21 protein-coding genes are annotated in these 22393 nt (G+C 64.4%); 7 read left to right on the forward strand and 14 right to left on the reverse strand.

The annotated features are described in order from the left end of the window. Positions 1–287 precede the first annotated feature (287 nt). The 5 genes from ACL02S_RS10860 to hemW all read right to left on the reverse strand — a co-directional run bounded on the left by ACL02S_RS10860 (position 288) and on the right by hemW (position 5841). Positions 288–1028: a 16S rRNA (uracil(1498)-N(3))-methyltransferase gene (locus tag ACL02S_RS10860; RefSeq protein ID WP_412802238.1), complete on the reverse strand. Its 741-nt coding sequence runs from the start codon at positions 1026–1028 to the stop codon at positions 288–290. Beyond that, positions 1029–2183 carry a molecular chaperone DnaJ gene (gene dnaJ / locus ACL02S_RS10865; protein ID WP_412802239.1) on the reverse strand — a complete coding sequence of 385 codons (1155 nt, stop codon included), beginning with the start codon at positions 2181–2183 and terminating at the stop codon, positions 1029–1031. A gap of 149 nt (positions 2184–2332) precedes the next feature. After that, a complete protein-coding gene (hrcA, locus tag ACL02S_RS10870; protein ID WP_412802240.1) occupies positions 2333–3364 on the reverse strand; it encodes a heat-inducible transcriptional repressor HrcA in 1032 nt (343 codons plus the stop codon). Between the two features lie 251 nt (positions 3365–3615). After that, a complete protein-coding gene (locus tag ACL02S_RS10875; protein WP_412802241.1) occupies positions 3616–4419 on the reverse strand; it encodes an alpha/beta fold hydrolase in 804 nt (267 codons plus the stop codon). Positions 4420–4632: 213 nt separating this feature from the next. Further along, on the reverse strand, positions 4633–5841 hold the full coding sequence (hemW, locus tag ACL02S_RS10880) for a radical SAM family heme chaperone HemW (RefSeq protein WP_412802242.1): 1209 nt from the start codon (positions 5839–5841) through the stop codon (positions 4633–4635). A 397-nt stretch (positions 5842–6238) separates the two neighbouring features. On the opposite strand from hemW, the gene ACL02S_RS10885 reads away from it, so the two are divergent. From ACL02S_RS10885 to ACL02S_RS10905, 5 genes are all read left to right on the forward strand, one after another. Continuing rightward, positions 6239–8050, forward strand: a complete 1812-nt coding sequence (locus ACL02S_RS10885; RefSeq protein WP_412802243.1) for a nitrite/sulfite reductase — start codon at positions 6239–6241, stop codon at positions 8048–8050. Then, positions 8047–8787: a phosphoadenylyl-sulfate reductase gene (locus tag ACL02S_RS10890; protein WP_412802244.1), complete on the forward strand. Its 741-nt coding sequence runs from the start codon at positions 8047–8049 to the stop codon at positions 8785–8787. Before ACL02S_RS10885 ends, ACL02S_RS10890 begins: the two co-directional genes overlap by 4 nt. A gap of 134 nt (positions 8788–8921) precedes the next feature. After that, a complete protein-coding gene (gene cysD / locus ACL02S_RS10895) occupies positions 8922–9854 on the forward strand; it encodes a sulfate adenylyltransferase subunit CysD (protein WP_412802245.1) in 933 nt (310 codons plus the stop codon). A 1-nt stretch (position 9855) separates the two neighbouring features. After that, positions 9856–11151, forward strand: coding sequence for a sulfate adenylyltransferase subunit 1 (locus tag ACL02S_RS10900; protein ID WP_412802246.1), 1296 nt, complete (start codon positions 9856–9858; stop codon positions 11149–11151). A 1-nt stretch (position 11152) separates the two neighbouring features. Next, on the forward strand, positions 11153–12013 hold the full coding sequence (locus ACL02S_RS10905; RefSeq protein WP_412802247.1) for a sirohydrochlorin chelatase: 861 nt from the start codon (positions 11153–11155) through the stop codon (positions 12011–12013). A gap of 23 nt (positions 12014–12036) precedes the next feature. On the opposite strand, the gene ACL02S_RS10910 is transcribed toward ACL02S_RS10905, so the two are convergent. From ACL02S_RS10910 to ACL02S_RS10920, 3 genes are all read right to left on the reverse strand, one after another. Beyond that, on the reverse strand, positions 12037–13065 hold the full coding sequence (locus ACL02S_RS10910) for an AurF N-oxygenase family protein (RefSeq protein WP_412802248.1): 1029 nt from the start codon (positions 13063–13065) through the stop codon (positions 12037–12039). Between the two features lie 165 nt (positions 13066–13230). Further along, complete coding sequence (locus ACL02S_RS10915) at positions 13231–13581, reverse strand: TetR family transcriptional regulator C-terminal domain-containing protein (protein WP_412802249.1); 351 nt, start codon at positions 13579–13581, stop codon at positions 13231–13233. A 78-nt stretch (positions 13582–13659) separates the two neighbouring features. Next, positions 13660–13845 (reverse strand): hypothetical protein, encoded by a 186-nt coding sequence (locus ACL02S_RS10920; RefSeq protein ID WP_412802250.1) that lies wholly within the window; start codon positions 13843–13845, stop codon positions 13660–13662. A gap of 105 nt (positions 13846–13950) precedes the next feature. On the opposite strand from ACL02S_RS10920, the gene ACL02S_RS10925 reads away from it, so the two are divergent. Beyond that, a complete protein-coding gene (locus ACL02S_RS10925; RefSeq protein ID WP_412802251.1) occupies positions 13951–14634 on the forward strand; it encodes an SGNH/GDSL hydrolase family protein in 684 nt (227 codons plus the stop codon). A gap of 11 nt (positions 14635–14645) precedes the next feature. Here ACL02S_RS10925 and ACL02S_RS10930 read toward each other — a convergent pair whose 3' ends face one another. From ACL02S_RS10930 to ACL02S_RS10945, 4 genes are all read right to left on the reverse strand, one after another. Beyond that, complete coding sequence (locus ACL02S_RS10930) at positions 14646–15659, reverse strand: AurF N-oxygenase family protein (protein ID WP_412802252.1); 1014 nt, start codon at positions 15657–15659, stop codon at positions 14646–14648. Positions 15660–16252: 593 nt separating this feature from the next. Continuing rightward, a complete protein-coding gene (locus ACL02S_RS10935) occupies positions 16253–17836 on the reverse strand; it encodes an FAD-dependent oxidoreductase (RefSeq protein ID WP_412802253.1) in 1584 nt (527 codons plus the stop codon). A gap of 7 nt (positions 17837–17843) precedes the next feature. Continuing rightward, a complete protein-coding gene (locus tag ACL02S_RS10940; RefSeq protein ID WP_412802470.1) occupies positions 17844–18851 on the reverse strand; it encodes an AurF N-oxygenase family protein in 1008 nt (335 codons plus the stop codon). Between the two features lie 163 nt (positions 18852–19014). Then, positions 19015–19974 (reverse strand): Hsp70 family protein, encoded by a 960-nt coding sequence (locus tag ACL02S_RS10945; protein ID WP_412802254.1) that lies wholly within the window; start codon positions 19972–19974, stop codon positions 19015–19017. Between the two features lie 219 nt (positions 19975–20193). Here ACL02S_RS10945 and ACL02S_RS10950 point away from each other — a divergent pair, with 219 nt between their 5' ends. Next, positions 20194–20484 carry a hypothetical protein gene (locus tag ACL02S_RS10950; protein WP_412802255.1) on the forward strand — a complete coding sequence of 97 codons (291 nt, stop codon included), beginning with the start codon at positions 20194–20196 and terminating at the stop codon, positions 20482–20484. Between the two features lie 86 nt (positions 20485–20570). On the opposite strand, the gene ACL02S_RS10955 is transcribed toward ACL02S_RS10950, so the two are convergent. Both ACL02S_RS10955 and cysW read right to left on the reverse strand, forming a co-directional pair. Then, positions 20571–21566, reverse strand: coding sequence for a sulfate/molybdate ABC transporter ATP-binding protein (locus ACL02S_RS10955; protein ID WP_412802256.1), 996 nt, complete (start codon positions 21564–21566; stop codon positions 20571–20573). Next, on the reverse strand, positions 21563–22369 hold the full coding sequence (gene cysW / locus ACL02S_RS10960) for a sulfate ABC transporter permease subunit CysW (protein WP_412802257.1): 807 nt from the start codon (positions 22367–22369) through the stop codon (positions 21563–21565). Before cysW ends, ACL02S_RS10955 begins: the two co-directional genes overlap by 4 nt. Positions 22370–22393: the final 24 nt, after the last annotated feature.

The following is a 22393-nucleotide window of genomic DNA, read 5'->3' on the forward strand; positions in this document are numbered from 1 at the left end:
TGTGCTCTCAAAAGTGGCTATAGCCTGCTTTCCGGTCTCGACTGCCGCTGTCCGTCGCTATATCCGAACGTTGAGAAGAGTTTAACGCTCTCCACCGACACCGCCCAGCGAATAAGTTGCCGAGAGGTCTCTGATCACAGGGTTCCCAGGCGCAGTCGCGCCCAATCCTCGCCGCTATCACCGTGAGCCATCGCACCGCGACCGATATCCGCACGGCGGCAGAACTGACCCGGCGGACTCGGCCGCGCGGTGTCGCGCGGATGCGATAGCCGCACCGCCGCAGGGGCTCACCAGCGCGTGGTCAGTGCGCCGATGGCGCCGAGAGCGACCGCGGCCGCAGTCGAAGTACGCAGAACTGTTGGACCGAGCAAGGTCACTGTCGCCCCCGCATCCGCGAAGGCAGCGAGTTCCGTATCGTCCAGCCCGCCTTCCGGGCCGACCACAAGGACGATCTCGGCAGCATCGGCGAAAGGCAGTTCAGTGAAGCGGGCGCTGCCGGACTCGTGCAGCGCCGCGACGACCGCTCCGCCTTCCTTCGCGGTCCTGATCAGCTCGATCAGATCACCGGTGTGGTGCAGATCAGCGACCTCGGGGATATAGGCCCTGCGGGACTGTCTGGCCGCCGAGCGGGCCGTGGCCCGCCATTTCTCCGTGGCCTTGGCCGCCTTACCTTCCCACTTCGCGACGCAACGTGCCGCCTGCCAGGGGACGACAGCGTCCGCGCCCGCCTCGGTCATCAGCTCGACCGCCAGTTCCGAGCGATCGGATTTCGGCAGTGCCTGCACAACGGTCACCAGCGGCACCCTCGGCACGGACCGCACTCGATCACGCACCACCAGCTCCAGCCGATCACGATGCGCCGCAACGACTTCCGATGCGGCGAGCACACCGCGACCATCGGAGAGCGTGATCGGCTCACCGATCCGGATACGGCGCACCGTTGCGGCATGCCTGCCCTCGGGCCCGTCGAGTACCGCGACCGCACCCGGTTCCGGTACCTCGTCGAGATAGAAGACCGTCGCGGCCACCTAGCGCCCGCTGAACGAGGCGCGTAACCGCGCGAACAGACCGCTGCTGTGCTCGGATTGCGCCGTCAGCACCTCGGCATGCTCGCGCTCACGCATCCCCTTGTACTTGCGCAGCAGTTCGGTCTGCTTACTGTCCAGTTTGGCCGGTACCACGATCTCCAAATGCGCGAGCAGATCACCACGCGCGCCAGAGCGCAGGCGCGGCATGCCATGACCGCGCAATACCGAGATCTCACCCGGCTGAGTACCTGCCGGAATGGTCAGCTCGGTCGGGCCGTCCAAAATGGTGTCGATCACGACAGTGGTACCGAGCGCCGCGTCGACCATCGGAACCCGGATGGTGCAGTGCAGGTCGTCGCCGTCGCGGACGAACACATCGTGCGGCTGCTCCACGATCTCGACATACAGATCACCCGCGTGCCCACCGCCAGGCCCGACCTCGCCCTGCGCGGCCAGCCGGACCCGCATACCGTTCGCGACGCCCGCCGGAACCGGCGCGGCGATCTCGCGACGGGCCCGCACCCGGCCGTCCCCGCCGCACTTACGGCACGGGTCAGGGATGGTCTCTCCGGCCCCGCGGCACGTCGGACACGGACGCGAGGTCAGCACCTGGCCGAGGAAGGAACGCTGCACGGCCTGAACCTCACCCGCGCCACCGCAGGTTTCACAGCGCACCGGCTTCGCGTTGTCATGCGCGCCGGAGCCTTGGCAGACATCACACAGGATCGCGGTATCCACGGTCAGATGCTTGGTCACCCCGACCGCGCACTCCGCCAAGCTCAGCCGAGTACGGATCAATGAGTCCGCACCAGGCTGGACGCGGCCACGTGGCTTGCGCGCGCCGCCCGCGGTGCTGTTCATACCGCCGAAGAATGCCTCGAACACATCGCCGAGCCCGCCGAAGCCCGCGCCGTTGAAGCCCGCGCCGCCACCACCGGATTCCAGCGGGTCACCGCCCATATCGACGATGCGCCGTTTCTCCGGATCCGACAGCACCTCATAGGCGCTCGACACTTCCCTGAACTTGACCTGAGCCGCCTCATCCGGATTGACGTCAGGGTGGAGCTCACGCGCCAGCTTGCGGTACGCCCGCTTGATTTCCTGGTCGGTCGCGTTCTTCGCGACGCCGAGCAGTCCGTAGTAGTCCCGTGCCACTTGAGTTCTCTAGTCCTTGGTCGTTTCGACAGGGCCGCCGATGCCCGCGCCACAGCCACCTCGCGCCGACAACAGCATCAGTCTTGTGCACTCAACTTTATCCGTCCGGAAAGTCGAGGGTGTCAGTGGTGCGTATTACCCGAACTACGTCACCGTTCGGCGAGGACCTCACCGATGTATCGGGCGACGGCCGCCACCGAGGCGATCGTTCCCGGATAATCCATCCGGGTCGGGCCGAGTACACCCATTCCGCCGAGCACCGCGCCTGCCGCACCGTAACCGGTCGACACCACCGACGTGCCACGCATCTGCTCGACCTGCGTCTCCTCACCGATCCGCACCGTAACCGTACCCGGCTGCTGCGCAGCGGCGAGCAATTTGAGTACGACCACCTGCTCCTCCAGCGCTTCCAGCACCGCGCGCAAGGAACCCGGGAAACCGAAATCGGCGGCATTACGGGTGAGGTTGGCGGTGCCGCCGAGTACCAACCGTTCCTCCGGATGCTCCACCAAGGTCTCCACCAGCACCGTAGCCACCCGGACCAATACGTCGCGCAGCCGGACCGGAGCGTGTTCCGGTAACTCCGCCACTGCCGCCGAGGCAGCCGCCAGACGTTTGCCGTCCATCGCGCCACCGAGCATGCCGCGCAGCGCGGCCAGATCCTCCTCGTCGATCACGGCACCGAGATCCACCAACCGCTGGTCGACCCGGCCGGTGTCGGTGATCACCACCAGCAACAACCGTGCGGGATTGAGCGCGACCACCTCGATGTGCCTGACCGTGGAGGCCGACACCGTCGGGTACTGCACCACCGCGACCTGCCTGGTCAGCTGGGCCAGCAGCCGGACACCACGGCGCAGCACGTCATCGAGGTCGACGCCCGATTCGAGAAATTCCAGGATGGCCCGGCGCTCCGCGGACGATAGCGGTTTCACCTCGGAGATCCGGTTCACGAACTGCCGATAACCCTTATCGGTCGGTACCCGCCCAGAACTGGTATGCGGCTGAGTGATGTACCCCTCGGCCTCGAGCACTGCCATATCGTTGCGCACTGTCGCGCTGGAAACACCCAGGTTGTGCCGCTCGACCAAGGTCTTCGAGCCGATCGGCTCCTTGGTCGCGACGTAGTCCGCGACGATCGCGCGCAGGACCTCGAAGCGCCGATCCTCGGTGCTCGACATCGGTCCCACCTCCTCGCTGCTTCCCGTCTCCGCTCGCACCGCACCCGGCACGGATCACCGGATTGCGGCAAATTTCCGGTTCGTCGGTCGATCCAGTCTAATTGCCCTACCCGCGATCGCCGGCCCACGTGACAACAATCGCTCGCACCCCCACCCGCCCCTGGCGATCACATCCGGGGCCGCCACCCACCTATGGCGCGGATGCCGCATCCATAGGCCATATCACAGGGTGGCGACCCACAGGGGCTCGATCAATGGGAAGCGGCGGCTTCGACCACTGCGGCCACCTCGTCGGGGCTGGAGACGGGAGCGGCATGTGAGGAGTCGATCTCACTGGTTCGCGCGCCCATGCGCTCCGCCATGAAACGCTGGGAAGCGGGCGGGATCACGCGGTCATCGGCCGAGACCAGGTACCAGCTCGGGGTATCCGACCATGCGGGCGGACCTGAAGGCTCCAGATTGGCCATCACGGCGATGGAGCGCTGGCGGGCGACCATATCAGCGGCGGTGGCGGCATCGACGTCTTGGGCGAAGACAGAGTTGAAACTGGCAGGCGCGATGTAGGCGTCGAGGTTCTTGCCCGCGATACCCGTGGTGTCATCGACGACCTTCACCTGCAATGCGGGCGGTAGCAGTCGGCTACCGGGAAAGCGGATCGGGTTGAGAGCGGCCTGGGACATCTCACCCTGCTCTGGTGCGAAGGCAGCGATGTAGACCAGGGATTCGACCTTCGGATCGCGCACGTTACTGATCACGGAACCGCCATAGGAGTGGCCGACCAGCACCACTGGACCGGTAATGGTGTCCACTGTGCGCTGCACGGCGGCGGCGTCATGGGCCGGTCCGCGCAACGGGTTGTCCGGCGTTACCACGCGGTAGCCGCGCTCACGCAACACAGCGGCGACACCATCCCAGCTGGTGGCGTCGGCGAAAGCACCGTGAACGAGCACGAGCGTCGGCAACTGCTGCGCCTGCGCCGGTCCCGCGGAGACGGTCGCGACAAGCGCGGCAGCGAGCACCGCCATGATGCCGCGTAGGGTCCGTCCGTATTCCATATGACTTCCGTCCCTTTCGGTTCACTACGCAATCCAGCGGCTCAGCAGCGGATTTCAGTGCTGTACACCACATCGGCCGTGCCACAGGCTAGTTGACCACCCCTCATGCCATACCCGACTCGGCAAATGACCGAACCCCTAGTGCGATAGTTCACATTCACGAGGACAGCGCATCAGAGACATCTCCCCGAGTGCCGTTCCCCGGCCACGGCGCTAGCCCAAGAGCTCGCGGACGACGCCGTCGGCGAGGAGGCGACCGCGATCGGTGAGCACGAGACGGTCATCGCCGGTGCGCTGCGCGCGACCGTCGGCGAGGACCGCGGTGACGGCGGGGGCAGCGCTCGGCGCGAGATCCGCCAGCGGCAGGCCTGCGCGCAGCCGCATCGCGAGCATGATTCGCTCCATGTATCGCTCATCGGCGCTGAGCGCCTCCCAGCCAGCGGCGGGCAGACCACCTTCCCGAACCCGGTCGGCGTACCGCGCGGGGTGTTTCACGTTCCACCACCGAACTCCGCCGAGATGGCTGTGCGCACCCGGCCCGGCGCCGAGCCAGTCCCCGCCATCCCAATAGCCGAGGTTGTGGCGGCAGACCGCACCGTTGCCCGCCGACCAGTTCGACACTTCGTACCACCCGAAACCGGCCGCGCGCAGCCTGGCATCGATGCGCTCATAGCGCGCGGCGAGCACATCGTCGTCCGGCGCGGGCAGTTCACCGCGGCGCACTCGCCTGGCGAGCGCGGTGCCGTCTTCCACGATCAGCGCATAGGCTGAGACATGGTCGACTCCCGCCGCGAGCACCGCATCCAGACTCGCGTCGAGATCGCCTGCTCGCTCACCTGGTGTCCCATAGATCAGATCCAGGTTGACATGCTCGAATCCGGCGGCACGCGCCTCCTGCGCGGCGGCCACCGCGCGACCAGGGGTGTGCGCACGGTCGAGCACCCTCAGCACATGCGCCGCGGCGGACTGCATACCCAGCGATACCCGAGTGAACCCGGCATCCCGGATGCGCTCGAAGAAATCCGGCGAGGTGGACTCGGGATTGGACTCCGTGGTGACCTCGGCGCCCACCGCGAGGGTGAACTCGCCGCGCACGGCATCCAGCACTGCCGCGAGCCCGTCGCCACCGAGCAAGGAGGGCGTCCCCCCACCGACGAATACGGTGGATACCTCCGGTGTCGTGGTCGGCAGCGCCGCGAACTCCCGCGCGGCGGTCGCCAGTTCGCCACGCAATGCCGCCAACCAGGACTGCGGGGAGGCCGAGGTGCCGAGCTCTCCAGCGGTATAGGTGTTGAAGTCGCAATACCCGCACCGCGTCGCGCAGAACGGGACGTGCACATAGATGCCGAACGGCCCCTGCCCGAAATCACGCAACACCGGCGCGTTGGCATCGATACCGCGTGCGGCGGCGGAAGAACTCACCCGTCCAGTGTGACCGCCCGGTAGACCACGCCGTCGACCGGGCAACCCGGTGCGGGCGCTCCGGCACAAGCATAGGCATTATGACTATCATCACAAAGCGGACCCGACTTCCAGGGGATTCTCCCGAGATAAGCGGAAAATGCTGGCAGCGGGCCGAAAAGCGCGCGATGGCATGGCACAATGACGGTATGCGCGCTTTAGGAGTACGGCTTGTGGCACGTCGCCATGTCGACTATCAGCGCGTCTGCAGCGCATGCTGTCTGCCCGATTCTGCCCGGTAGCTCAGCAGCCCGATTCCGGCCCGCCGATCCCGCCCGTATCGGCCCGTTGGCACCGTAGGTGTGAGCCAGCCCCTCACGCCCCAAGCAGGATGTATCACCCACAGCAGGAGCGACCCATGACGTCGAGCACCGACGCCGGTCCGGCCGATCAGCCGGGCCCCGAATCCGGAGCAGAGCGCACCACGCGCCCCGAACGACCCGCCCCCGAACGCCGCGTCCGCCCGGACCGTCCCCGCGCCGAGGCGTCCACCGGACCGCGCGCCCGCACCGGCAAGCCGGTACGCCGTAAGGCGGAGGGGCAGTGGGCGCTCGGTTACCGCGAACCGCTGAACGCCAACGAGCAGTCCAAGAAGGACGACAACCCGCTCAACGTCCGCGCCAGGATCGAGAACATCTACTCGAAGACCGGATTCGACGGCATCGACAAGGGCGACCTGCGCGGCAGGTTCCGCTGGTGGGGTCTGTACACCCAGCGTGAACAGGGCTACGACGGCAGCTGGACCGGCGATGAGAACATCGATGTGCTCGAAGCCAAGTACTTCATGATGCGCATCCGCTGCGATGCGGGCGCGCTGAACGTCGACCAAGTGCGCACCCTCGGTCAGATCTCCACCGAATTCGGCCGCGACACCGCCGACCTCTCCGATCGCGAGAATGTGCAATTCCACTGGATCGAGGTCGAGAACGTCCCGGAGATCTGGCAGCGGATCGAAGCTGTCGGCCTGAAGACCACCGAAGCCTGCGGCGATTGCCCCCGCGTTGTACTCGGCTCACCGTTGGCCGGTGAATCGCTGAACGAGATCATCGATCCGACGCCCGCGATCGATGAGATCGTGCGCCGCTATATCGGCAAGAAGGAATACTCCAATCTGCCGCGCAAGTTCAAGACCGCGATCTCCGGCCAGCAGGATGTGGTGCACGAGATCAACGACGTCGCGTTCGTCGGTGTGGTGCATCCCGAGCACGGCCCAGGGCTGGACTTGTGGGTCGGCGGCGGCCTGTCCACCAACCCGATGCTGGCGCAGCGGGTCGGCGTGTGGGTGCCGCTGGCTGAGGTGCCTGATGTCTGGGAAGCCGTCGTGGCACTGTTCCGCGACTACGGTTACCGCAGGCTGCGGACCAAGGCCAGGCTCAAGTTCCTGGTCAAGGACTGGGGTATCGAGAAATTCCGCCAGGTACTCGAGGACGAGTTCCTGAAGCGCAAGCTCATCGACGGGCCTGCGCCACAGCAGCCGACCGAGCCGATCGACCACGTCGGGGTACAGCGGCTGCGCAATGGACTCAACGCGGTGGGCTTCTCCCCCATCGCGGGCCGGGTATCGGGCACCATCCTGACCGAGGTCGCCGATGCGGTCGAGCGGATCGGCTCCGACCGCATCCGGTTCACCCCCTATCAGAAGCTGATCGTGCTCGATGTACCCGACGACAAGGTCGAGGCGCTGATCGACGAGCTGGCGCCGCTGGGTCTGCAGGCCCGCCCTTCCCTGTGGCGACGTAATTTGATGGCCTGCTCCGGCATCGAGTTCTGCAAGCTCTCCTTCGCCGAGACACGTAAGCGGTCGCAGGCACTGGTACCCGAGCTGGAGCAGCGACTGGCCGATATCAACGCGCAGCTGGATATCCCGATCACGATCAACATCAACGGCTGCCCGAACTCGTGTGCCCGCTCACAGATCGCCGATATCGGCTTCAAAGGTCAGCTCGTCGACGACGGCACCGGGAATCAAGTGGAGGGTTTCCAGGTTCATCTCGGAGGCAGCCTCGGCTTCGACAGTGCCTTCGGACGCAAACTGCGTCAGCACAAGGTGACCACCGACGAGCTCGGCGACTACATCGAGCGGGTAGTACGCAATTTCGTCAAACACCGCGAGGACGGCGAGCGATTCGCGCAATGGGCGGTCCGCGCCGACGAGGCCGATCTGAGATGAGTGCCGACGGGAGATCAACTGTGAACACCGAACTCGCGGAAAAGCTGTCCGAGGACGAGTTGCGTGCCATCGCCGCGCGTGGGGCGGCCGAACTCGACGGAGCCTCGGCGACCGAACTGCTGCGGTGGACCGAGAACACCTTCGGGACAAGCTATATCGTGGCCTCCAATATGCAGGACGCGGTGCTGGTGCACCTGGCCGCCGAGGTCCGCTCCGATGTGGACGTCCTGTTCCTGGACACCGGCTACCATTTCGCCGAAACCATCGGCACCAGGGACGCGGTGGAAGCTGTATACGACGTACACGTGGTCGACGCGCGGCCGGAACACACTGTCGCGGAACAAGATGAGCTGCTCGGCAAGGACCTGTTCGCCCGCGAACCGAACGAGTGCTGCCGGTTGCGTAAGGTCATCCCGCTGCAGAAATCGCTCGCCGGCTACAACGCATGGGTCACCGGGATTCGCCGGGTAGAAGCGCCGACCAGGGCGAACGCGCCACTGATCTCGTTCGACGAGACCTTCGGCCTTGTCAAGATCAACCCGATCGCACCGTGGTCCGATGACGAGATGCACGACTACATCGCCGCACACGGCATCCTGATCAACCCCCTGGTCGAAGAGGGATATCCGTCCATCGGCTGTGCTCCGTGCACCCGGAAGCCGGAGCCGGGATCCGATCCGCGCAGTGGTCGCTGGGCCGGCCTGACCAAGACCGAATGTGGTTTGCACACCGCATGATCGAGTCAGCAGCCCACGTAACCACGCAGGGCCCCTCGAACATGCACAAGAAAACAAGCGCAGCATGACCGAGCCAGTACCCCTCGAACATGCACAGAAGAACACCGCATGACCGGGCAGAGAAGAGAGACCGCATGACCGAGACCATCCGAGGTGAACGTTCCCTCGGCATCAGTGATTTCGATACGCTCGCCGCGTTGGAGTCCGAAGCGATCCATATCTTCCGTGAGGTGGCGGGCGAATTCGAGCGGCCGGTGATCCTGTTCTCCGGTGGTAAAGACTCCACCGTGCTGCTGCATGTGGCACTCAAGGCCTTCTGGCCCGCGCAGCTACCGTTCGCACTGCTGCATGTGGACACCGGACACAATCTGCCCGAGGTCCTGGAGTTCCGGGACAAGATCGTCGAGCGCTACGGCCTGCGCCTGCATGTGGCCAAGGTGGAGGACTACCTGGCCGACGGCAGGCTCACCGAACGCCCCGACGGTATCCGTAACCCGCTGCAGACCATCCCGCTGCTGGACGCGATCAGCGAGCATCGGTTCGACGCCGTGTTCGGCGGCGGCAGACGCGATGAAGAGCGCTCGCGTGCCAAGGAACGGATCTTCTCACTGCGCAATGCCTTCGGGCAGTGGGATCCGAAACGGCAACGTCCCGAGCTGTGGAACCTGTACAACGGACGGCACGCACCGGGTGAACATGTGCGGGTGTTCCCGCTGAGTAACTGGACCGAGCTGGACATCTGGCGTTATATCGCCCGCGAGGACATCGATCTGGCGAGCATTTACTACGCGCATCAGCGTCCGGTGTACCTGCGCGACGGTATGTGGATGACGCCAGGCGCATGGGGCGGTCCCCGCGACGGCGAGGTGCTGGAGACCAGGTCGGTGCGCTACCGCACCGTCGGTGACGGATCCTCCACCGGTGCCGTCCTTTCCGAAGCGGCCGATAACGAGGCGATCCTCGCCGAAGTGGCCGCGTCCCGACTGACCGAACGTGGTGCGACCCGCGGTGACGACCGGGTATCCGAAGCCGCGATGGAAGACCGCAAACGAGAGGGTTATTTCTGATATGTCCGACCTGTTGCGGCTGGCCACTGCCGGATCTGTCGACGACGGCAAGTCCACTCTGGTCGGACGCCTGCTCTACGACACGAAGTCCGTCCTGGCCGACCAGATCGATGCCGTCACCCGCGCGTCGGTGGACAAGGGGCTCGCTACCCCGGATCTTTCCCTGCTCGTCGACGGACTGCGCGCGGAACGCGAACAAGGCATCACCATTGATGTCGCTTACCGCTACTTCGCCACCCCGCGTCGTTCGTTCGTGCTCGCGGACACCCCGGGGCATGTGCAGTACACCCGCAATACCGTGTCGGGCGCGTCCACCGCACAGCTGGTCATCCTGCTCGTCGACGCGCGCAAAGGCGTTATCGAGCAGACCCGCAGGCATGCCGCGGTGCTCGCACTACTCGGCGTACCGAAGCTGGTGCTCGCGGTGAACAAGATCGACCTGGTCGACGACGCCGCTACCGTGTTCGCCGAGATCTGCACCGAGTTCCGCGAGCTCGTCCGCTCACTGGGCTGGTCGAACGAGGATGTGCTGGAGATCCCGGTCTCGGCGCTGCACGGCGACAATATCGCGACACGTTCGGATCGGACCCCCTATTACACCGGTCCCTCGCTGATCGAGCATTTGGAGTCCGTGCCTGTCGATGCCGACAACACCGGTGAACACCGGCTCGGCCTGCGACTGCCGGTGCAGTATGTGATCCGGCCACGTACCGCCGACTATCCGGACTATCGCGGTTATGCCGGGCAGATCGCGGCGGGTTCGGTCGCTCCTGGCGACGAGGTCGTGGTACTTCCCTCCGGTACCCGCAGCACAGTGGAGCGGATCGATACGCCGGACGGCGAACTCGCGGTGGCACAGTCCGGCCGCAGCGTCACCCTGATCCTGGCCGATGACGTCGATATCTCACGCGGCGACATCATCGCCTCGGCCACCGATGCGCCTGAGCCGACCGACACGTTCGACGCCACGGTGTGCTGGCTGGGCGACAAGCCGCTGCGCGCGGGCGCGCGACTGTTGCTCAAGCACGGCACCAGGACCACCCAGGCGATTGTCGGCGCGCTGCTGGAACGCTTCGACGAGCAGCGCCTCGCCGCCGATCCAACCCCTGAGTCCCTGGCGCTCAACGATATCGGGCGTATCTCGGTACGGGTCGCCGAGCCGATCGCGGCCGATGACTACCGGGTGAACCGGCACACGGGCAGCTTCCTGCTGATCGACCCGACCGGCGGTAACACACTGGCCGCAGGCCTGGTCGGCGATGTGCTGACCACGGTCGAGGTAGGTACCGGAGCCTGATATGACCGTATCGCGAGCCGTCACAGGCATGCCGCCGGATTCATCCGCAGGCGCGTCGGCGGACGGCTCCGGCTACCCGGAATATCGGCCGAGCGCCGCGTCGAGGGAAGTCGGTTCGGCACGGCCACCCGCGCTCATCGCGGTGGCCCATGGCAGCCGTGATCCGCGATCGGCCGCGACCGTCTCCGCGGTGGTCGCGGCCATCGCGGACACGCGACCGGACATCGACATCCGAACGGCTTTTCTCGATCTCACCGCCCCCTCGGTCGAACAGGCGGTCGACGCCGTTGCCGCCCAAGGCCATACTCATGCTGTGGTGACGCCGCTCTTGCTCGGCAGCGCCTTCCATGCCAGGGTCGACCTACCCGGACTGCTCGCGGCGGCCCGCGCCCGTCACCCCCGACTGCGGCTCACCCAAGCCGACGTGCTCGGCACCGACCCAGGATTGATCAGCGCCCTACGTGATCGCGTACGCGCCGCCTGCTGCGCAGGGCGCGCTGTAGCGGATCGGCGCCTCGGTATCGCGGTCGCGGCAGTCGGATCCTCCTCGGCTGCCGCCAACGCGCGCACCGCCGAGGCGGCCGATCTGCTGGCTGCCCGTACCGGCTGGCGCACCGAAATCTGCTTCGCGACCACCGAACCATCGGTGACCGAGGCGGTAACGCGGCTACACGCCCGCGGCGCGGACCGCGTGCTGGTGGCGCCGTGGTTCCTGGCTCCAGGCCGGCTGACCGATCGTCTGGCCCTGGCGGCACCGGACGCCATCCATGCCGATGTGCTCGGCCCACATCCTGCCCTCACCGCCGTCATCCTGGATCGCTACCACTCGGCGATCGCGCAGCGGACCGCACTCTCGGCCTGACCGGACGACGTGAGACCCGCGACTCAAGCGGCCATGTTCGCAGTACGCGAAGGCTCCGACCGATAACGCGCGGGCGGGCCGTATATCCTGAGCAGCTTCCAGATCGCCTTGGCAACAGGGTTCATCAACCCGATATCTCCAGCCAAGGTGCGCACGTCATCGAAGTATCCTCTGAAAGTATTTCTGGCATCAGGAGAGTGGTAGTACAGATTCCTGCGGACCCGATACGGGACGTGGAACTGAGCGAAGAACGCTCGCGGCGGGGTCGTCAGCATACGGCCGACAAGCATCAGGCAAATCGGCGCGATCAACGACAGCACGAACCTGTGCACCACGTTCAATCGCGGCACACGGTTTCTCATGTATTCGTGCGCGAAGGAAATATGCCTGGCTTCTTCCGCGACATGAATGGCAACCACACCGCGCGTCATCGGGTGCATCGCGTCGCCCGAACGCAGAGTCTTCTTCTGCATATTGTCGATCGGCTCCTCGCCGCCAATCACAAACAGAAAGAACAGATTCGGGAAATAGGCCCCCAGTATCGCACCCAATGATCTGAGCTTGCTGTAGAACCGGGCTATGCCCGGTACGTCCATCCCGATCCGGTTGATCATTTCATAGAACATCAGGTTGTGATTGTGCTCTTCGATCATCTCGTGGGAACAGTACCGGAACTCAGGGGAACCGATCGGCAGGCGGAAGTTGTAGAGGGTCATGCCGCTGATCAAGATGCACTCGAATTGCAAACCGACCTTGAGGACTTGCGCATACCGGTACTTGCCGATCGCGATCTTCTGCTCGATCGGCAGCGACTGATACCAGGGATGACGGCCCATCGGATCGGCCGACGGCGGAAGGATCCAGCGCTCCGGCCCCGCATCGACAGCAAAATCCGGATTGTCCCAGTCGATATCCATATAAGGGTCGAAATGCTTGTGTACCGACGCCTCGGAGAGCAGCATGACCGTTTCGGCATACTTCTGCGCCCTCTCCAGATCAGGATCGGACACAGGCGATGCGGCCGTGGTTATAGGCTTCATCGATCTCGCCATGACTGCCTCCGCAGAAAGAAACCTTTTGCCCCTGCCTCAGGATTACACCAACATGGAGTTACGTCAACTGAGTGATTGCTCGGGCCGTCCAGCCATCCGCACGATGATCACAGAGCAGCCCGCGCCCTCGACCCGACCTGGTGCGAGCCTCCCCGGATCGGATACTCAGCGGGGCACCGATCCCGGAGCGGTCCGGCCGAGCAGGCCATCGACGATAGTGCGAGCGGTGGCGACGCCCGCGTCGTCCCCGCATTGCCTGGCGCTGTGCGCCGCGGCGATCACCGCGTCCAATTCGAACGCAACGATCTCAGCACCGCCCTGCCCCATATGCCCCTGTTCCTGCGCGCGGCGAATCTCCGCAGCCAGTAATGCCAGCCAGTTCCGACGATCCTCGGCGATGGCCTCACGGACCGGCCCCGGCTTGCTGTCGAACTCCGCAAGGGTCGCGACACGAAAACATCCGCCGGAGAACAACGGTTCGGCCACCTGACCGAACCAGCGCTCGACCAGGACCACACAGGCGTGGCAATCCGGCGGGCTCGGTGTGACGACGGCAGCGATGAACGCCTGCCGGGCGGAGGCGACCGCCGCGAGCTACAAGGCCTCCTTACTGCCGAAAAGAGTGGCGACGCCGCTCTTGCTGAGACCGAAATCGGTAGCCGGCCTGCCGATACCGACCCCGTTCAGCCCTTCGACGGAAGCTATATCGGCGGCGTGCCGCGCGATCGATGCCCGCGCTCGCGCGCCTTTGGCCAAGCGCTGATCGGCGCCCCTCGACATCCCCAGCGAACATCGCCGGCGCGTCCACCTACCAGGCGGCCCCACCGGCCCGCGTCCCGCCGTTCGCCGCCAATGGCCGTTCGCCGCCATCAGTAAGGAAAAAAGATGATCGACAGCGACATTCGCACCGAAAGCAACGACCCGATGCTGCTGTCCCCCGCAGCATCGCGTCGGCTGCTCGCTGCTGCGCCATGGCAGCGGTACGCGGTGCTCGGCGACTCCATCGCTCAGGGCATCGGTGATCCGAGCCCCGGGTACGAACCTCGAGGATGGGTCGACCGCGTCGCCGCTGTCCTCGAATCGGTACGTCCCGGCCTGGTCTACCTGAATACAGGATGGATCGGCGCCACCTCCGCGCAGGCGCTCGACGAGCAGCTGCCTTCTGTGCTGGAGTTCCGCCCCGACCTGGTGCATCTCAACTGTGGCGGCAACGACTTCTTCCCGCAGGCAGCCTCTCCCGCCGACGTGCGCGCGAATCTGGACACCCTCTTCGCGGCACTCACCCGAACCGAGGCGCAGGTGGTCACCTTCACCCTGGCCAATGTCTGGGACCCCGAGCATATGGCCCCGATGCGTCAGCTACGCGACCGGATGGCCATCCTCAACGACCTGATCTGTGAACTGGCCGCGCATTACGACGCACTCCTGCTCGAACTCTGGGATCACCCGCTTCGCTTGCGCCCCGACCTGATGAGCACCGACCTCATTCATTTCAGCATGAGCGGACACGCTGTCCTTGCCTCTGAAGTGGTGCGTACCCTCGCCGACCGCGTTCCGGCAGTTCGCTGACCCCGGATGACCTAGGTGGCCCCATTCGCGGCACGTACCGGTTCCGACCGGTATCGCGAAGCAGGGCCGTCGATCCGTAGTGCCTTCCAGAACGCCTTGGCCACCGGGTTCATCAACCCGATCTCCTCGGTCAGAGCGCGCACGTCACCGAAGTTGTCGCTGAAGGCTTGCTTGGCCTCAGGAGATCCGTAGAACAGTTCTTTGCGGACCCGCTTCGGGACATCGAACTCGCGGAAGAACGACCGCGGCGGAGTCAAGATAGCCCGACCGTACCGCCGCATCAAGATCGGCATAGCCAGCGAAAGATGGAACTTCCGCACCGGCCCCGCTTGCGGCACATGATTTTTCAGGAATTCGCGCGCGAAGGAGATATGCCTGGCCTCTTCCGCGACATGAATGGCCAGAATACCACGCATGATCGGGTGTATCTCGTCACCCGAACGCAGGATCTGCTTCTGCGCATGGTCCGTCGGCTCCTCAATGGCCAATACGGTCATGAAGAACCAGTTGGGGAACCGCGCCGCCACAAACGCGGCGAAGTACTTGAGTGCTTTGAACAAAGGACGCAGACCCGGTACATCCAACCCGATCCGGTTGACCATCTCCTGGAACATCAGTATGTGGTTGTGCTCCTCGATCATCTCGTGGGAGCAGTACCGGAACTCCGGCGAACCATTCGGCAGGCCGAAATTGTAGACAACCATGCCACTGATCAGGATGGACTCGAATTGCAGGGATACCTTGGCGCTATTCGCCTGCAGATACTTACCGACCTCGATCTTCTGCTCGGTCGACAGCGCTCGATACCAGGGGTGGCGAGCCAGTGCATAGACGGATACCGGCAGAATCCAGCGCTCCGGACCGACATCGACCGCGAAATCCGGATTGTCCCAGTCGATATCGGTGAATGGATCGAAATGCTTGTCCACCGACGCCTCGGAAAGCAACAATACCGTTTCGGCATATCGCTGCGCCCTCTCCACATCGGGATCGACCACGGGCGGCACCGCTGCGGGCATGATCATCTCTACTCTACTCCGAAAATCGAGCTCTATTCGATTGAGCTTCCGAGCCACCCTCAATAATTACTCTTATGGAGAATTGCGTCAACTGAGAGATAGCCGAGAAATCGAGATTCGGGACGGCCACGCGATCACAGTCGATATCGGTCACAGTTACCTGCGTACCCCGCAGGTAACCAGTCCCCAATAATGCGACCACCCGGCTTCGGAGTCCGAAGAGTCGATTATTCAGTTGGTGCCGCAGGCCACAGGATGGTGGTTGTGGCTGCAGGCCGCAGCGCACTCACCCGTCTACCCGGCAACAGCCAGTTCGTCGACGCGGCGCAGCTTCCACACGATGTCCTCCGCGGAGCGCCGGTGGCATCCTGCCATATCCCTCACGATCCCTTCCAGCCCTGACCAGGGCCAACAAGGACGCCGATACCGGACGACCGCATTCACTGGGGAAAGGCCGCAGGCAGCATAAGACGAGGTCAAAAAAATCCGGACATTCCGGGTACCCAACTCGGTGAGCATCGGAACGGCGGCCCGCTCCGGCACCGAAACCGCAAGCGGATCGGCCGCAGGCCGGTCCGGAGCCTGCCGGGAGACGGTGATCAAGTGTGGGTCAGGAAGTGCCGGGTGCGGCGGAGGCGAGTGACGGCTCCCCCAGCGCGGAGCTCGGGTCGGCGGGACCGCACCAACCGATCGAAATCCGCCGCGCCACCCACCGGTTCGGGCAGGCGACCGCCGTTGAAATCCTCGGCCAGCTGCCGCACCGTCTCCTGCGCACAGGACTTGTTGGTACCGATGAAACCGCTGGCCCCCCGTTTGATCCAGCCGACGGCATAGACGCCTGCCAGCACCTCACCTCCCGACCGCTCCAGCACCCGACCCTCTCGGTTCGGTATCACGGCCGCGTGCTCGTCGAAGGGCAGGCCCGGCAAGGCGACACCGCGGTAGCCGACCGAGGTCAACACCAGTCCTGTGGTGAGCCGGCCGCTCTCCTCCACCGCGACTGCGCGGACCTGTCCATCCGGGGCTGAGTAGAGCTCGGTACGCGCTACGTCGAGGCCGGTCACCCGATCGTCACCGACGATCCGGGTCGGCACAGTCGAGTAGCGGAAGACGATCCGCTTCCGACCACGGACAGGCCTGGTACGGATACTGTGCAGCAATCGCAGCTTCTGCTCCAGATGGAAGGGCAATCCGGGACCGAGCTCGGGCAGCTCACCCTCGAGCACGATATCGACATCACCGCCGAGCAGATCGACGAATTCCGGAATAGTGAAAGCGGATTCAAGCGGACCACGACGACCGAGCACCACCACTTCCTCGATCCGGCTCGACCGCAGCGCACGCAACGCGTACGGCGCGATATCGGTATCGGCCAGATCAGTCGGATCGCCGGTCAGAATCCGCGCGACATCGACAGCCACATTGCCGTTTCCGATAATGACCGCCCGCGAGCCGGACAAATCCAAAACCTGATCCGTATAATCGGGATGCCCGTTGTACCAGGCCACGAAATCAGTGGCCGACACCGCGCCGGGCAACTCCTCACCCGGAATGCCGAGCTTACGATCCGCCGCCGCACCCACCGCGTAGATCACCGCGTGGAAGTGGCCGAGCAGATCGGAATGCGAGATATGCGTGCCGATCTCGACATTCAGATACCATCCGAATCCCGGCTGCGCCGAGATCACATCGAACAACGCGCCGACCTCACGAGTCTTCACATGATCCGGCGCGACACCATACCTGGCCAACCCATAGGGTGTCGGCAGCCGATCGAACACCGTGACCGACACACCCGGTTGGGTCAGCAACTCGTCGGCGGCATACATCGCCGCCGGTCCCGACCCCACAATTGCCACACGCAACGACATATCCTCGGTATGAATCCGCGCGGCGGGCACCGGCCGCGCCATCAACGGGCGCGGCCGTATCTGCCGATAGAAATCGGCATTGATCTGGATGAACGGCTTCTGTTCCTCGGTCAGCTTCGTCGCGGGCACGATGGCATCGACCGGACACGCGGTGACACAGGCACCGCAATCCACACACGCCTCCGGGTCGACGTACACCATCTCCGCGGTCAGGAAATCCGGTTCGTCCGGCGTGGGATGAATACAGTTGACCGGACAGGAATACACACAAGACGCATCCCCGCAACAGGGTTGGGTGACTACATAAGGCATCTGCGGCTCACCCGGCTTTGCTCAGCACGCGCAGCGGCTCCGACCGGTATCGCGTAATAGGACCGGCGATACCGAGCTTCTTCCAGACCACCTTGGCAATCGGATTCATCAACCCGATCTCCTTGGCCAGAGAGCGCACGTCACCATAATAGTCGCTGAAGACCTGCTTGGCGTCGGGAGATTCGTAGAACAGTTCTTTTCGGACCTGCTTCGGGATGTCGAATTCGGTGAAGAATGACCGCGGCGGAGTCACGATGGCACGACCGAGCAACCACATAACGATCGGCATAGCCAGCGAAAGAATGAATTTCTGCGTCGGATTCGATTGCGGTACGTGATTTTTCAGGAATTCGTGCGCGAAGGAGATATGCCTGGCCTCTTCCGCGACATGAATGGCCATCACACCACGCATGATCGGGTGCACCTCGTCACCCGAACGCAGGATCTGCTTCTGGATACGGTCGATCGGCTCCTCGCCGGCCAGCACTGCCATGAAGAACAAGTTGGGGAACCACGCCGCCACCGGTGCACCGAGGTACTTGAGTTTGCTGACCAACGGACCCATACCAGGTACATCCAGCCCGATCCGGTTGACCATCTCCTGGAACATCAACGTGTGGTTGTGCTCCTCGATCATCTCGTGGGAGCAGTACCGGAACTCCGGCGAACCATTCGGCAAGCCGAAATTGTGGATGATCATACCGCTGATCAAGATTGACTCGAACTGTAAGCCGACCTTGGCGATATTCGCCTGCCGATACTTACCGACCGCGATCTTTCGCTCGGTCGACAATGCCTGATACCAAGGATGGCGAGCCAACGTATCGGCGGATACCGGCAGGATCCAACGCTCCGGACCGGCATCGACCGCGAAATCCGGGTTATCCCAGTCGATATCGGCGAATGGATCGAAATGCTTGTTCACCGACCCTTCGGAGAGCAGCAACAGCGTTTCGGCGTATCGCTGCGCCTTCTCCAGATCGGGGTCGACCGCGGGCGGCACGGCTGTGGACATCGTCGTCACCGCTCTCCTCTGAGGAAACCATTTAACTGTATCCAATGGTTACACCTACAGAGAGTTACGTCAACTGGGTGATCGTTCGAGCCATCCGGCGGCGCGCGCCCTCATCCCGCGCACCGCCGGAAGGCATCCATCGATACCACCCGGGCAGCACCCGCTACCGCGGCCCGATCCTCGCCCAACGGGCACGTATTCCACTACCGGCCGTCAGGAACGAGGTCGCGAATCCAGCTGTCCGCCCGCCTCCGGCGACGCCGGTCCCGAGCCACCGACGCCTGGTCCGGCGGGACGGGAACAAGGTCATGGCGGCCGCGTGACCACGGGCGCGACCATGCCGGAGCGGCCGCTTCGGCACCTGCGCCGCGACCACCGCCCTACGACCGATGAGGGCGGCTCCATCGGCTATGGTCCGCCCCGGATCCGGAGCGGTGATCACCGGCCTGGCAAGCTCCTCCACGAGCACCCGGGACACTTCGGCAGGCCGCGCCGCGCCACCGACCACGAGAACACAGTCGATATCGGAAACAGTGACCTGCGCGAACCGCAGGCAGCGCGAGACGAGCTCGAGGGAATCCCGGATATGCCGGGTGCGCAGCTCGGCGAGCCTCGGACCGGCAACCCGCTCCTGCGCCGCCCCCGCGAGCGGATCGGCCCCGGCGTATCCGGCGAGCGCGGCGTCGAACGCGCGGCCACCGAATTCAGTGGAGCGCAACGAAACACCCATGATCGGATGGCTCCGGTCCGCCCCGCCCACTCCGACTACTGTGACGTCGAGTCCGGCACCGCCGAGATCGTAGACCAGTACCAGGCCTGGAGGTAAGGGCCCGTGCTCGGCTTCCAACCAGGTCACCGCCGCAACAGGTTCGGCGACCACGGCGACCTGCCCGAGCCCGACGGCATCGAGCGCCGCGGCCAACGCGTCCACCTGCTCATCGGCGTAGCGGGCCGGATAGGTCAGCGTGGCACCGAAACCGTTTCCGCGCGAAGAGCCATCGGGAAGCATCTCGCCGATCAGGCATGTGACGACCGTGGCGACGAGGTCCGCGGGCTCCAGCGCCCGATTCCCGACCCGCGCCCTGGTTCCCGATCGGCGCGTGAGATCGGCGAATTCCGTCACTACGCGACCATGCCAGGTACTCATGCCGAGCCCGGCCGTGCCAGTGCTGTCGAAGCTCAGCGTTGTCCGGCGCATGAGTGCCCGCGAGCATGGTGTGGCACGCCGCCCCGGCGGAACCTGAGTCGAATCTTCCGCCACGAGGACGGAAACCGTATTCACGGTACCGACGCTCATTCCGAGACCAACCGCCATCGCAATCCACCCGATCGCCGTGTCGATGTGCTTCGAACGCAGTCCAGGCAACCACTCCGCGATCATCATGCCAAGTCCGGACAACCGATTGTCCGCAAGCCGCCTATCACCCGCCGCCGGGTACGCGTACTCGCGGGCACCTCCACCTGGACCGCCGACGCACACCAGGAGATCACCGGAAGACCTTGCGACACGCCAGGCCCGGTGGATATCCGCTATGGTCTGGCCGACCTTCGGGAATCAGCGCGGTACGCCGCACCGGCTGACGATCGACATGCGGTGGTTCCCCGCAGGCCATCGACAAGGACGCTGTCGTGAAATCAGCCGATCGAAAACCCAGAAATACAGCAACTTCTCAGCACCGGACCGGCATAGAGAACAATCCCTCCTCGGCCAGGAACCGGTCAGCGCTCTGGAAGTTCCGGAATACGAGTGGCACGGGCGTAGACCGTCTCACCGTCCGAAAGCCGCAGTGCCTCAGCGTCACCGCGTGTCACCTGCGCGGTGAACAAGTCGCCGGTCGCGGCATTACGTAGTTCCACACGCACCTCGAAACCGAGAGCGACCACTCGCTCCACGGTCGCCCTGGTGACACCAGCCGATTCCGCGGTACCCTCATGCGCCGCGAGGGCCATACTCGGATCCCGGCCCACCCGAATATCGTGTGGCCGCACCAGATGTCCGTTGAGCCGGGCCACCGCACCGAGGAAAGACATGACGAACTCGTTGGCAGGCCGGTCGTATACGTCTTCGGGCGTACCGATCTGCTCGATGCAACCGGAGTTCATCACCGCGATCCGATCGGCGACATCGAGTGCCTCTTCTTGATCATGGGTGACCAACACAGTGGTCACATGCACCTCTTCGTGCAGGCGGCGCAGCCACGTGCGCAGATCGGCGCGCACTTTGGCGTCCAATGCGCCGAACGGCTCATCCAGCAACAACACTTGCGGATCGACGGCGAGCGCGCGGGCCAGCGCCATCCGCTGCCGCTGACCGCCCGATAACTGCGCCGGGTAGCGATGCTGGAAACCGTCGAGACCCACAATGCCGAGCAGTTCGTCGACACGCTTGCGGATCTCAGGTTTGGGGCGCTTGCGGATCTTCAGGCCGAAGGCCACATTGTCCCGCACCGTCATATGTTTGAACGCCGCGTAATGCTGGAACACGAACCCGATATCACGCTTCTGCGGCGGCACCCGGGTGACATCGCGTCCCGCGATACTGACCACACCGGAGTCAAGCGACTCCAGACCGGCGATCGAGCGCAGTAACGTCGACTTTCCCGAGCCCGAAGGACCGAGCAGCGCGGTCAGCTCACCGGAGGGGATATCGATGGTGACATCGTCGAGGGCCGCGAACGAGCCGTAGTTCTTGTTCGCATTGGTCACGGTGATCACTTGGCGCTCCGCTTACGCTCGAGGAGGGTCATCAGCAAAAGAGTGAGAAGGGCCATGCCCATCAGCAAGGTCGCGGCACAGTACGCACCGAAGGTGTTGTGATCGTTGATGTATCGACGGTGCACCAGCAAGGTCAAAGTCAGCGACTCACCGGGTAGCGCGGAGGAGACCATGATCACCGCACCGAACTCACCGAGCGCGCGGGCCACGGTGAGCACCACACCATATGTGAGGCCCCAACGAATCGCCGGCAGCGTGATCCGCCAGAATGTCTGCCACCCGGACGCACCGAGCGTAGCCGCGGCCTGTTCCTGGTCGTCGCCGATCTCGTGCAGCACCGGTTCGACCTCGCGCACCACGAACGGCAAGGTGACGAAGATGGTCGCGATCACCATGCCCGGCAAGCTGAAGATGATCTTCAGACCCAGGTCTTCCAGTCCACCGAACCAGCCGCCCGCACCCCACAACAGGATCAACGAAACACCGACGACCACAGGAGAGACGGCGAACGGCAGATCGACCATGCCTTGCACCAGAGTGCGTCCAGGGAACTTTCCTCGCACCAGAGCCAGCGCCGTGACCACACCGAAAACCACATTGATCGGGACAACGATCACCACGATGAGCAGGGACAACTGGAAGGCGGAGATCGCCGCCGGCGTGGTGATCCAGTCGATGAACGCTCCGATGCCCTGTCCGAAGGTGCGCCACAGAATGATCAGCAACGGCAACAACAACAGTGCGAACAGGTAGCCGAGCGCCACCGTACGCAACGAGATACGGGTCAGTGCCGACAATTTCATCGGGCCGGCCCCGTCCTGCGGGAG

The sequence above is a fragment of the Nocardia spongicola genome (assembly GCF_047200775.1).
Taxonomy (GTDB): domain Bacteria; phylum Actinomycetota; class Actinomycetes; order Mycobacteriales; family Mycobacteriaceae; genus Nocardia.

Coding starts and splice junctions, on each gene's coding strand:
- hrcA (WP_412802240.1), bottom strand. CDS start 3,364: ATGTCGAGCACCGAGGATCGGCGCTTCGAGGTCCTGCGCGCGATCGTC.
- ACL02S_RS10890 (WP_412802244.1), top strand. CDS start 8,047: ATGAGTGCCGACGGGAGATCAACTGTGAACACCGAACTCGCGGAAAAG.
- ACL02S_RS10940 (WP_412802470.1), bottom strand. CDS start 18,851: ATGTCCACAGCCGTGCCGCCCGCGGTCGACCCCGATCTGGAGAAGGCG.
- ACL02S_RS10875 (WP_412802241.1), bottom strand. CDS start 4,419: ATGGAATACGGACGGACCCTACGCGGCATCATGGCGGTGCTCGCTGCC.
- cysD (WP_412802245.1), top strand. CDS start 8,922: ATGACCGAGACCATCCGAGGTGAACGTTCCCTCGGCATCAGTGATTTC.
- ACL02S_RS10925 (WP_412802251.1), top strand. CDS start 13,951: ATGATCGACAGCGACATTCGCACCGAAAGCAACGACCCGATGCTGCTG.
- ACL02S_RS10885 (WP_412802243.1), top strand. CDS start 6,239: ATGACGTCGAGCACCGACGCCGGTCCGGCCGATCAGCCGGGCCCCGAA.
- ACL02S_RS10910 (WP_412802248.1), bottom strand. CDS start 13,065: ATGGCGAGATCGATGAAGCCTATAACCACGGCCGCATCGCCTGTGTCC.
- ACL02S_RS10920 (WP_412802250.1), bottom strand. CDS start 13,845: ATGTCGAGGGGCGCCGATCAGCGCTTGGCCAAAGGCGCGCGAGCGCGG.
- cysW (WP_412802257.1), bottom strand. CDS start 22,369: ATGAAATTGTCGGCACTGACCCGTATCTCGTTGCGTACGGTGGCGCTC.
- ACL02S_RS10930 (WP_412802252.1), bottom strand. CDS start 15,659: ATGATCATGCCCGCAGCGGTGCCGCCCGTGGTCGATCCCGATGTGGAG.
- ACL02S_RS10905 (WP_412802247.1), top strand. CDS start 11,153: ATGACCGTATCGCGAGCCGTCACAGGCATGCCGCCGGATTCATCCGCA.
- ACL02S_RS10935 (WP_412802253.1), bottom strand. CDS start 17,836: ATGCCTTATGTAGTCACCCAACCCTGTTGCGGGGATGCGTCTTGTGTG.
- ACL02S_RS10900 (WP_412802246.1), top strand. CDS start 9,856: ATGTCCGACCTGTTGCGGCTGGCCACTGCCGGATCTGTCGACGACGGC.